This window comes from Niveispirillum sp. GW835-FHT14G11, assembly GCF_058793615.1.
On record NZ_JBXAFZ010000006.1, the window covers coordinates 1 to 12,040 of the forward strand.

Consider the following 12,040-nt stretch of genomic DNA (forward strand, 5'->3'; position numbering starts at 1 on the left):
GTTTGAAATGCATGCGTGCGTATTTTCCGCCCCTGCCGACGGCCCGGAAATCACCGGTTCAGTGCCTGCCATCACGGCTTCATGGGGCCCTGGCAAGTGAATACGTATGCGTCGCAACGCAGCAATCATCTGCATACGTATTTTCGCGCTCTCCGTTTTCAAGGTTTGTAACTAAATTCGGGATGCAACATGCCGGATCAATGGGGCCCTTTACCGGGTCCATTGCTAACGCCGCCGACGGGTCGCCCAAGTTCTGCACAGGAATGATGCACCCGTTTTACTTGGTCACCTTTGTGATCAAGGGGCGGCGGGGGGCGGTCAATAATACCAAGGCTGTTGCGGGTGAAGGTTTGTCGTCGCGTCCGTTCGTTAAGGTTGTTGCGCGCCCGGAAGGAATGGCGGGCAATGGAAGTTGCTTGCCTGTTTGCGGTCAGGAACTGCGCCCCCGCCAAAAGGGGTCAACAAGAACAATGGCGTCGGTGACGCTCAAGTCGATGGGGAGTGAGAGGAATGTCCAAGGTTCATCCAATGCGTTTCGCGTTGCTGGCGACGGTTGCCGGCGCCGCCCTGGTGCAGGCAGGATCCGCGTTTGCGGCTGATGACAGCATCGTCACCCAGCGGGCCGAGACCCAGGTGGCCCAGGCCGCCCCCGCCGCTGCGGCCGGCGGCGACACCATGCTGGAAGAGATCATCGTCTCCGGCTTCCGCCAGTCGATCCAGGCCTCGATCGAGCAGAAGCGCAACGCCACGCAGATCGTGGAAGTGATCACGGCGGAGGATATCGGCAAGCTGCCCGACAATTCCATCGCCGAAAGCATCGCCCGCCTGCCCGGTCTGGCGGCCCAGCGCGTCGATGGCCGTGCCTCGGTGATCAGCCTGCGCGGTCTCGGCCCCGACTTCACCGCCACGCTGCTGAACGGGCGCGAGCAGGTGTCGACCGGCAATAATCGCGGCGTGGAATTCGACCAGTATCCGGCCGAAATCTCGTCGGGTGTCGCCGTCTACAAGACCTCCCAGGCCAGCGTCATCGGCCAGGGCCTGGCCGGCACGGTGGACCTGAAGACCATCCGACCGCTGGATTACAAGGAACGCGTGGTCGCCCTGTCGGCCCGGTCCGAATATGTCACCAACGGCAAGCTGAACAGCGACAGCAAGGAGATCGGCTACCGTTTCTCCGGCACCTATGTCGACCGTTTCGCCAATGACACGCTGGGCCTGTCCATCGGCGTGTCGCACCTGAACCAGCCGACGCAGATCAAGTCGGCCCGCTTCTGGGGCGACGGCAACTATCCGCAGGCCACGCGCGGCACGACGGTGCTGCCGAACATCCCGACCACGCCGACCTATATCATCGGCGGCGGCGAGTTCCGGGCCAATTCCCAGACGCTGAAGCGCACGGGCGTTGTCGCCACCGTGCAGTATGAGCCGACGGACAATTTCGCCACCTCCTTGGACTTCTTCTATTCGAAGTTCGACGATGTCCAGTATCAGCGCGGCGTGGAGCTGCCGCTGTTCTGGTCGGGCGCGGTGCCGACGGCCACGACGGTGGAAAACGGTCTGGTCACGGCCGGCAGCTTCTCCGGCGTCAAGGGCGTGGGCCGGTCGGACATCCGCGAGACGCAGGCCGACCTCTACTCCGCCGGCTGGAACGGCCAATACACCAAGGACGCCTGGACCGTGACCGCCGACCTGGGCTACAGCTCGGCCGACCGCAAATCCTCGCGCTTTGAGGCCTATTACGGCACGGGCCGCAATGGTGTCGGCGCCACCGACACGGTGGGCTATACCTCCAAGCCCAACGATTTCGGCTGGCAGCTGACGCATAACCTGAACTATGCCGACCCCAACCTGATGCTGCTGACCGATCCGGGCGGCTGGTCCGGCGGCTCGATCAAGGGTCTGGTCAACGGTGTCGAATATAATCTGGACCAGAACGGCTACCTGAACCAGCCGCACATCAAGGACGAGCTGTACACGGCCCGCTTCGACGTGAAGCGCGAGATCGACAGCCAGGCGTTCAGCGCCGTTACCCTGGGCGCCAATTACACCGACCGCAGCAAGGAGTACGAGCAGCCGGAATGGTACATCGTGACCACGGCCAACGTGCAGAACCCCGCTTCCCAGCGTTCCATCGCCGTACCGTCCGGTTCCGTGCTGAAGCCGACGGACCTGTCCTGGATCGGCTTGGGCGATACGCTGGCCTTCGATCCGCGTGACCTGCTGGCCGACGGTACCTATTCACTGGTCAAGTGCCCGCGCCTGAACTGCGTCGATGATCTGGCCTATTCCATCGATGAGAAGGTGTGGACCGGCTATGCCCAGGTCGATATCGATGCGCAGCTGGGCGATACCCGCCTGACCGGCAATATCGGTGCCCAGTATATCCGCACCGACCAGAGCTCCACCGCACCCGTCATCAATCCGGACAAGAGCTTCAAGGCCATCACCGACGGCATCAAGTACAATAACTTCCTGCCGAACATGAACCTGATCTTCACGCTGCCGAATGAGGATCACAAGATTCGCCTGGCGGCGGCGCGGCAGATGGCGCGGGCCCGGCCGGACCAGCTATCCGCCCTGTTCACCTATGGATTCGACGGCGGCAACGAGGCGAAGCTCAACAGCACCAATATCGAGATGTCGCCCTGGAGTGCCGATGACGAGAAGAACGGCAACCCGAAGCTGAAGCCCTGGATCGCGGACGCCATCGACGCCACCTATGAGTTCTACTTCGCCGATGCCGGCTATCTGGCCCTGAATGGCTATTACAAGTGGCTGAAGACCTACATCTACCGTGAAACGACCATCTACGACTTCACCGGCCTGCCCACCAACGGCCTGACGCCGAAGCTGTTCACCGGCTATTCCAAGCGTCCGGTGAACGGCAATGGCGGCGACATCTACGGCATGGAATTCGCCCTGTCGCTGCCGTTCGAGCTGATCAGCGAGCGTCTGGACGGTTTCGGTGTCACCGGCAATGTCGGCTACACCAAGACCAGCATCACGCCCGACCCCGGTCAGCCGTCGCAGCCGATCCCCGGTTATTCCAAATACACCGCCCAGGGCACCTTCTATTACGACAAGGACGGTTTCCAGGCCCGTGTCTCGGCCAACCACCGGTCCAAGTTCCTGGCGGAGGTCACCGGTTTCGGCCAGGGCCGTGCCAACCGCATGGCCAAGGGCGAGACGGTGATGGACGCCCAGGTATCCTACGAGTTCCAGGAAGGCTCCTCGCTCCAGGGCCTGACCATCATGCTCCAGGGCTACAACCTGACCAACGAGCCGTTCGTGGCCTATGGCCAGAACGACACCCGTCTGGTGGAGCGGTACGAGGAATTCGGCAGCCGCTATCTGCTGGGCGTTTCCTACAAGTTCTGACCCCATCCTCCCTCGCCCCCGCCGGCAACATCCGGCGGGGGTTTTTCTTATGAGGGCGGCTTTTTCCCATGACGTCTGGGCTGTAAGGGGTCCAACTCCCCCACCATCACCCCCGCTTGTCGCCCATAGGCGCTAAGTTAGGATATTTGCATCACCGTAGACGCCTCTCCTACCGTCACCCCGGCGAAAGCCGGGGCCCAGTTCGTAGAACAAAGCGCTCGTGATTCTGGGCCCCGGCCTTCGCCGGGGTGACGGTGGATGCTCAAGCGCCCTCGAATAGCGGCTTCCTGTACATTGACGCCCCGCCCCCAATCGCGCTTCGCTGACCCTCTCCACCCCTCCCGAACCGAGGCGGCAATCCATGCACAAACCCATCCGTACCATCGTGATCGTCGGCGGCGGCACCGCCGGCTGGATGTCGGCCGCCGCCCTGGCCCGCGTGGCCGGCAAGACCCACCGGATCCATCTGGTGGAAAGCGATGAGATCGGTACGGTCGGGGTGGGGGAGGCGACGATCCCGCCCATCGCCACCTTCAACCGCGTGCTGGGCATCGACGAGGATGATTTCCTGCGCGCCACCAACGGTACCATCAAGCTGGGGATCGAGTTCAAGGACTGGTACCGCCCCGGCCATCGCTACATGCACGCCTTCGGTGCCGTCGGCCGACCCCTGGGCATGACCCCGTTCCACCATGTCTGGCGCCGGGCAAACGCACTGGGCCTGGATCATGACTGGGAACAATATGTCTTTAACACCGTGGCCGCCCGCGACCTGCGCTATGGCCGGCCGGGGCCGCAGCGGCGCACGCCGCTGGAACCGCTGGGCCATGCCTTCCATTTCGATGCCGGCCTCTATGCCGCCTATCTGCGCCGCTATTCCACTGAACGTGGCGTGGTGCGCACAGAGGGCAAGATCCGTCGCACCATCCTGAACGCCTTCAACGGCCATGTGGAGGCGGTGGAGCTGGAGGATGGCACAAGGATTCAAGGCGACCTGTTCCTGGACTGCTCCGGCTTCCGTGGCCTCTTGATCGAGGGGGCGCTGGGCACGGGGTTTGAGGATTGGTCGCACTGGCTGCCCTGTGACCGGGCCTGGGCCGTGCCCTGTGCCAATGGCGGCGACTTCACCCCCTTTACCCGCTCCACGGCGCATGCGGCCGGCTGGCAATGGCGCATCCCGTTGCAGCACCGCATCGGCAACGGCCATGTCTTTTCCAGCCGCTATATGGGGGAGGAGCAGGCCCGCGACATCCTGATGGCCAATCTGGATGGCGAACCCCAGGCCGACCCCCGCCTGCTGCGCTTCACCGCCGGGCGCCGCCGGAAGATGTGGAACCGCAATGTCATCGCCATCGGCCTGGCCAGCGGCTTCCTGGAACCGCTGGAAAGCACGTCGATCCATTTGGTGCAGTCGGCGGTATCGCGCCTGCTGATGGCCCTGCCAAATGACGGCATCGATGCGGTGGAGGTCGAGGATTTCAACGAGAAATCCCGCAGCGAGTATGAGCGCATCCGCGACTTCATCATCCTGCATTACAAGGCGACGGAGCGCGACGACAGTCCATTCTGGCGCGACTGCCGGACCATGGACATCCCCGACGAACTGGCCCGCCGCATGCGCTATTTCGCCTCCCACGGCCGCGTCAGCCGCGTCTATGACGAGCTGTTCATGGAGGTGAACTGGATTCAGGTCTTCCTGGGCCAGGGCGTGATCCCGCGCAGCTGGCACCCGCTGGCCGACCAGTTGAGCGAGGCGGAACTGAAGGAATTCCTGGCCGAGGTGAAAGGCATGATCGCGCATGAAATGAAGACCCTGCCCACCCATGCCGAGTTCATCCAGCGCAATTGTGCGGCAGGTTCGTAGGCGAATTGCGCTTCGCTAATCCGCACTACGAACCTGCCGCGTACCCCTGGGCACCCTCATTCCCGTCCTCTCTACCGTCACCCCGGCGAAAGCCGGGGCCCAGTGTCAAGGCGCGGTTAGCGCCGGTATGACTCATATCGCGGCAGACGCCGCTCTACGCCTGGGCCCCGGCTTTCGCCGGGGTGACGGTAGAGAGTGGTGGCACCCTCACAGCCCGGAACTTCACCAAACAAAAACAAACCCCAAGGAGTTGGAGCCATGCCCCGCCTGCTGACGACAGCCGCCACCCTGCTGGCCCTGGCCACCCCCGCCTTGGCCCAGACGCAGAACCCCGACCGGCCCTTTGCCGATGACGTGGTCTATTTCGTCGTCACCGACCGCATGGCCAGTGGCGACACGGCCAGCGACAGGGGCGGCCTGTCCGGCGGGCCGGAACAGACCGGCTACGATCCCACCGATATCGGCATGTTCCATGGCGGCGATTTCCAGGGGCTGACCGCGAAGCTGGATTATATCCAGGGGCTGGGCGTCACGGCGATCTGGGTCACCCCGCCTGTCGTCAACAAGGTGGTGCACAAATATGATGGCGGCCTGTCGGCCGGATATCACGGCTATTGGGGCGTGGATTTCCTGAATGTCGATCCGCATCTGGGCGGCAACGCCGCCTTCAAGGCTTTCGTGCAGGCGGCCCATGCCAGGGGCATCAAGGTGATCATGGATATCGTCGTCAACCATACCGGCGACGTCATCCAGTACCGGGAATGCGACGGCACCAGCATGGCCAAGCCCTGCCCCTACCGCTCCAAGGGCGATTACCCCACCACACGCCGCGCCGCCGACGGTGCCACCATCAACCAGGGCTTCCAGGGCGACCGCCCGGCGGCCCAGACCATTCCCAACTACGCCGCCCTGACCGACATCAATTACGCCTACACGCCCTATGTCCCCGCCGGGCAGGAGGCGGCGAAGAACCCCGCCTGGATGAACGACCCCCGCCATTACCATAATCGCGGCGACAGCACCTTCAGCGGGGAGGACAGCATTTTCGGCGATTTCGCTCGCCTGGACGATCTCTATACCGAACAGCCCGCCGTGGTGGACGGCCTGATCGACATCTACAAGCACTGGGTCCGCGAATACCGCATCGACGGCTTCCGCCTGGACACGGCCAAACATGTGAACCCGGAATTCTGGCACCGTTTCGTGCCGGAGGTGACCTCCTTCGCCAAGGCCCAGGGCATCCCGAACTTCATCATTTTCGGGGAGGTGGCCAATGATGATGTTGCCGATCTGGCCGCCTATACCGGCATCCTGGGCCTGCCCTCGGTCCTGGATTTCGCCCTGTCGGCGGCCACCCTGGACACGCTGGGCAAGGGCAGGGATCTGGACGCATGGGACCGGCTGTTCCGGGGCGACCGGCTCTATCCCGGCGGGGCCGATGCTGCCCGCACCCTCGCCACCTTCATCTCCAACCATGATCAGGGGCGTCTGGCCTTCAAGCTGCGCAAGGCCAATCCCAAGATGACGGCGGCGGAGCTGCAGGCCCGCGTGGCCCTGGGCCACGCCCTGATGTTCTTCTCCCGCGGTGTGCCCGTGCTCTATTACGGCGATGAACAGGGCTTCGTCGGTCTGGGCGACGACAAGGCCTCGCGCCAGCCGATGTTTGCCAGCGCTTCCAAGCAGTTCAATACAGAGGAACGACTGGGCACCGTCGGCCCCCGCACGGCCGACGCCTACCAGCCGACCCACGCGCTCTACCGCGCCTTCCGTGACATGGCCGCCATCCGCCAGGCCCATCCCGGTCTGCGCCGGGGCAAGACCGTGGTGCGTTACTTCGAACGCAAGGGACCGGGTCTGCTGGCCTTCTCCCGCGTGGACGAGGATCGGGGCGAACAGTTCCTGATAGTGGCCAACACCGACACCAGGCCACGGTCGGTCAGCATCGACGTGGACGGTCCGGGCCAGGAATGGACCGCCCTGCGCGGGGCCTGCGCACCGGCCGGGGCCACGGCGCAGAGCTACAGTGTCACGGTGCCGGCGCTGGATTATGTGGTGTGCAGAAGGGGGTGAGGGCAGCACCTCTATTGTCGTCCCTTCCACCGTTATTGCTTATACCCCGCTCACACCACCTCCACCTCCGACACCGGCCCATGCCGCATCAGGGTGGCCAGCTTCTCCAGCGCATGGGTCAGGGCCGGCTGGTCCGGGGCGGCACCCAGCGCCACGCGCACATATTTCTGCGGCGGTTCCGCCGCCATGGCGAAGTTGGAGCCGGGCACCACCGTCGCGCCGGCCTTCTTGGCGGCCAGGGCGAAGGCGCGGTCGGTCCAATAGGGCGGCAGGGTCAGCCACAGATGATGCCCCTGGGGATGGGCCGCCATCGATCCCAGCGGCAGCAGGCGCCGGGCGATCTCCTGCCGCTCCATGGCTTCCTGCCGGATGGCGGCCAGGATCTCCGTTGCCGTGCCATCCTCGATCCAGCCGGTGATGGCCGCCACCGACAAGGGCGGGGCCATCTGCGAGGTGGCGCGCAGTGCGGCGCGGATGGGGTTGGTGTCCGCACCTTGCGGGGCCACCAGATAGGCCACGCGCAGGCCTGGTGTCAGGCATTTGGACAGGGTGGCGATGTGCCAGACCCGCTCCGGTGCCAATGCTGCCAGCGGCGGCGGGCCGGGATCGGCCAGCATGCCATAGGCGTCATCCTCGATGATGATCAGGTTAAGCGCCCGTGCGATCTCGACGATCTCCAGGCGCCGTTCCAGCGGCATGGTGATTGTGGTCGGGTTGTGGATGGTGGGCGTCAGATAGACCAGCCTTGCCTGGCTGTCGCGCCCCACCGTCAGCAGCGCCGACGCCACCATGCCCAGCATATCCGCCTGGACCGGCGTCACCCGCAGGCCGCGCATCTGGGCGGCGAGACGGAAGCCGGTATAGGCATAGGGATCGGTCAACACGTCGCCGGCCCAGCTGGTCTCCAGCGTCAGCAGCGCCGTCAGGCAGGACTGCGCCCCGCCGGTGACCAGTACGCGCGACGCATCCAGGCCGGGGATGCGGCCAGCCAGCCATCTGGCCCCGGCCTTGCGGTCGGCCTCGCTGCCGCCATTGGGCTGATAGTTCAGCAGGCGTGTCAGGTCGGGCCGTCGCGTCAGCCCCGCCATGGTCCGCGCCAGCCGTGCCGCCAGATTGGCGCTAGGCGGCTGCGGCGGCAGGTTCATCGACAGGTCCAGCTCCACCGGTGGCGGCGGGGGCTGGCGGGCGGTATCGGCCACGAAGGTCCCGCGCCCCACCGACGCCTCCACCAGCCCGCGCGCCCGCGCATCGGCATAGGCCCGCGTGATGGTGGTCAGGTCGACCCCCACCGCATCGGCCAGCGCCCGGTGCGTGGGCAGCCTCGCCCCCGGCTTCAGCGCGCCCGAGGCGATGTCGGCGGCCATGGCGTCGGCAATGGCGCGATAAAGCGGCACACCGGGCGGCAGGGCAGGGGGCGTCCAGTCACTCATTCATCCCCGCCCTCGTCCAGCCGGCCCTGCTCGGCCTTGTTCATATACTGGGCACAGACCAGCCAGCCCTTCAACGGCCGCAGCAAGGCCAGGACCGACAGAACGGTCACGGGCAAGGTGGTGAACAGATGCACCCAGTACGGCGCCTGGAACACCATCTCCTGCCACACCGCGAACCCGGTCAGCGGAAAGCTGACGATCGACATGGTGAAGAACGCCGGCCCGTCGGCCGGATCGGCAAACGACATGTCCAATCCGCAGTTCGGACAGTTCTTGGCCAGCTTCAGATAACCGTCGAAGATCGACCCTTGCCGGCAATGCGGACACAGCCCCTTGATGCCCAGCCCGAAGGGGGTGGTGGCGAAATCGACCTTCTGCTTGCCGGCCATGACGGCTCTCCATTGTATGGCCATACAGATGGGATTGTATGGCAATTGTCTTATCCATACACGTGATCCACCGGCTTGTCTCGGGGCCAGCTTGTCGCAGCCCCCGCTTGCACCCCCATGCCACCCATGTTGATCTGTCATGGATCGGGTTTGGAGGATGGATGATGCGGGTTGTGGGATCGCTGCTGCTGGCCTGGATGCTGGTGGGAACCGCGCAGGCCAAGACCCTGGTCCATTGCGCCGAAGCCGCCCCCGACAGCCTCAATCCGCAATATTCCACCTCGGGCAATGCCTACGATATCGCCCAGCAACTCTATGAAAAGCTTGTGAATGTGAAGCGCGGCACGCTGGAGCTGGAGCCGCAGCTGGCCACCGGCTGGGAACTGGCGGATGGCGGGCGGACCATCATCTTCACCCTGCGTCAGGGCGTGAAATGGCACCGGTCCAAGCTGTTCACGCCCACCCGCGATTTCAATGCCGACGATGTGGTCTTCTCCTTCGCCCGGCAGATGGACAAGACCCATCCCTATCACGCCGTGGCGGGGGGCAAGATCTATCCGGCCTTCCATAATCTGGGCCTGTCCACCAATCTGCTGTCGGTGGAAAAGCTGAGTGATTACAAGGTCATCTTCCGCCTGAAGGAACCGGATGCCGGCATCTTCTACGCGCTCGCCAGCCACGCCATGTCCATCCAGTCGGCCGAATACGGGGCCGCCATGCTGAAGGCCGGCACCCCGGAAAAGGTTGATCTGGACCCGATCGGCACCGGCCCGTTCCAACTGATCCGCCACCTGCTGGATACGGAGGTGCGGATGCGCGCCAACAAGGATTACTGGCGCGGCGTGGCGCCGCTGGACCAGCTGGTCTTCGTCATCGTGCCCGATGCCACCGTGCGCTATGCCAAGCTGAAGGCCGGCGAATGCCACACCATGACCTATCCCAACCCCGCCGACCTGGGCCGCATGCGCCAGGACAAGGATGTGCGGTTGGTGGGCGTGGACGCCATGTCCGTGGGCTATGTGGCCATGAACATGGCGAAAAAGCCGTTCGATGACACCCGCGTCCGCCTTGCCGTCAATCTGGCGGTGGATAAGAAGGCGATCCTGGACCAGGCCTATATGGGTACCGCCAAACCCGCCGTCACACCGATTCCCCCCGGTCATTGGGCCCATGATGACACCATCAAGGACCTCCCCCACGATCCCGCCAAAGCCAAGGCTTTGCTGACGGAGGCCGGTTTGAAGGACGGGTTCGCGACGGAGCTGTGGACCATGCCCGTCACCCGCCCCTACAATCCTGCCCCACGCCGCATTGCGGAGATGATCCAGGCCGATCTGGCCAAGGTGGGGATCAAGGCGAAGATCGTGACCTACGAATGGGGCGAATATGTCCGCCGCGTGCGCTTCGGGGAGGCGCCGATGGCCCAATATGGCTGGTCGAATGACGAGGTGGACCGGTTCTGGTCCGACCTGCTGTCCTGCGAGGCCGCCAAGCCCGGCAATGGCAATCTGGCCCGCTGGTGCGACCCGGAAATGGACCGCCTGATCACCGCCGCGCGGCGCACCGGCGATCAGGCGGCGCGCAAGGAGTATTATTTCAAGGCCCAGGCCCTGTTCCACCAGACCCTGCCCTGGATCCCCGTGGCCCATCCGCAGGTCTTCACCGGCGTGCGCCCGGAAGTGGTGGATTTCCGCGCCTCGCCCTCCACCCGGCTGGATTTCTACGGCGTGGATGTGAAATAGGGCGGCAGGCCGAGCACGCCGATGGGGGTTTCGCGCCCGCGCAGCGTGACCGGGCCCAGCGGCGTCGGCTCCATCCCCGCCAGGGGCGTGCAGGCGGCCAGGGCGGCATCGGTCAGGATGATGTCGCGGCCCAGATCCTTGGCCACCCCGTCCAGCCGGGCCAGCGAATTGATCGTGTCGCCGAAATAGGTGATCTCCTTCCGCTCGTCCCCCACCTGGGCCACGATGACCGGGCCGGCATGGATGGCGATGCGAAAGCCCAGCCCCACCCCCATCTCCCGGTTCAGGCCGGTCAGGGCCCGGCGGATGGCAAGCGCGCAAGACAGGGCCGGCGCCTGGGGCCGCTTGGGCGTCAGGCGCCAGCTGATGATGGCCTGGTCGCCGACATATTTGTCGATCACCCCGCCATGGCAGCGCACCGGCTCGCCCAGCGCATAGAGGAAGCGGCCGACCACCCGCATCGCCTCCCGGTCGCCCAGCCGGGCGGCCAAGGCCGTGGAGTTGGCCATGTCCACCTGCAGGAACAGGCGCTGTTCCTCCATGGGCCGTGAATAGCGGCCGGTGATCAGGGCGAAGAACACCGGATTGCCGATCAGGCTGCGGCTCTGGTCCAGCAGCAGCAGCAGGACCACCGACGCGGCGGAATAGGAGAAGACCTGGAAGAAATCGATATTGGGCGACCCGTCATCCACATCCAGCCCGGTGCTGGCATTGATGATATGGGCCAGCGCGATGCCCACGATGATCAGCCCGCCATGGGTCAGATAAAGCGCCGGCAGCCCGAAGCCGCGCGGCAGATCGCCGATGCGGGTGTGCAGTCCCGGCAGCAGCAGCCGATGCTTGAAGGCCAGGCACAGGCCACCGATGCATGCGCCGAACACGATGGAAATGGGCAACGACACCCCGGCCCAATGCGCGATGGGAAAGCCCAGCGTCCCGCCGATCAACAGCACCATCAGCCAGCGGCGCAGGGTCCGCGTGCGCTCGCGCCACGTAGTAGAACCCCGATCCTGGGCGGCTTCATCACTGATGGGGACCATGGCGGCAGCCTTCTTACGCGGGCGGTGCGCCGGGCACGCTATCACGCGCGGGCGGGGATGCAATGACGGCGCACACAGCCCCATCCCTGCTGCCCCTGGGCAAAAGCCGCTTTCAGGCGCATATTGT

General features: G+C 64.8%; 7 protein-coding genes. 4 read left to right on the plus strand and 3 right to left on the minus strand.

What is annotated here, in order from left to right:
- Positions 1–510: 510 nt before the first annotated feature.
- The 3 genes from AC1Q7F_RS12425 to AC1Q7F_RS12435 all read left to right on the plus strand — a co-directional run bounded on the left by AC1Q7F_RS12425 (position 511) and on the right by AC1Q7F_RS12435 (position 7,312).
- A complete protein-coding gene (locus tag AC1Q7F_RS12425; protein ID WP_492507194.1) occupies positions 511–3,378 on the plus strand; it encodes a TonB-dependent receptor in 2,868 nt (955 codons plus the stop codon).
- A gap of 361 nt (positions 3,379–3,739) precedes the next feature.
- Positions 3,740–5,242, plus strand: coding sequence for a tryptophan halogenase family protein (locus AC1Q7F_RS12430; RefSeq protein WP_492507196.1), 1,503 nt, complete (start codon positions 3,740–3,742; stop codon positions 5,240–5,242).
- 258 nt (positions 5,243–5,500) lie between these two features.
- Entirely contained in the window at positions 5,501–7,312 is a 1,812-nt protein-coding gene (locus AC1Q7F_RS12435; protein ID WP_492507198.1) for an alpha-amylase family glycosyl hydrolase, read from the plus strand.
- 50 nt (positions 7,313–7,362) lie between these two features.
- Here the strand turns inward: AC1Q7F_RS12435 and AC1Q7F_RS12440 are convergent, their stop codons facing one another.
- Together AC1Q7F_RS12440 and AC1Q7F_RS12445 are read right to left on the minus strand one after the other, a co-directional pair.
- Entirely contained in the window at positions 7,363–8,742 is a 1,380-nt protein-coding gene (locus AC1Q7F_RS12440; protein ID WP_492507200.1) for an aminotransferase-like domain-containing protein, read from the minus strand.
- The gene (locus AC1Q7F_RS12445; protein WP_492507202.1) at positions 8,739–9,131 is read right to left on the minus strand and encodes a DUF983 domain-containing protein; all 393 of its coding nucleotides are present in this window, start codon (positions 9,129–9,131) and stop codon (positions 8,739–8,741) included. Before AC1Q7F_RS12445 ends, AC1Q7F_RS12440 begins: the two co-directional genes overlap by 4 nt.
- Before the next feature lie 161 nt (positions 9,132–9,292).
- On the opposite strand from AC1Q7F_RS12445, the gene AC1Q7F_RS12450 reads away from it, so the two are divergent.
- Complete coding sequence (locus tag AC1Q7F_RS12450; protein WP_492507204.1) at positions 9,293–10,873, plus strand: ABC transporter substrate-binding protein; 1,581 nt, start codon at positions 9,293–9,295, stop codon at positions 10,871–10,873.
- Here the strand turns inward: AC1Q7F_RS12450 and AC1Q7F_RS12455 are convergent.
- A complete protein-coding gene (locus AC1Q7F_RS12455; protein ID WP_492507206.1) occupies positions 10,852–11,913 on the minus strand; it encodes an adenylate/guanylate cyclase domain-containing protein in 1,062 nt (353 codons plus the stop codon). The two genes, AC1Q7F_RS12450 and AC1Q7F_RS12455, sit on opposite strands and share 22 nt — an antisense overlap.
- Positions 11,914–12,040 lie beyond the last annotated feature (127 nt).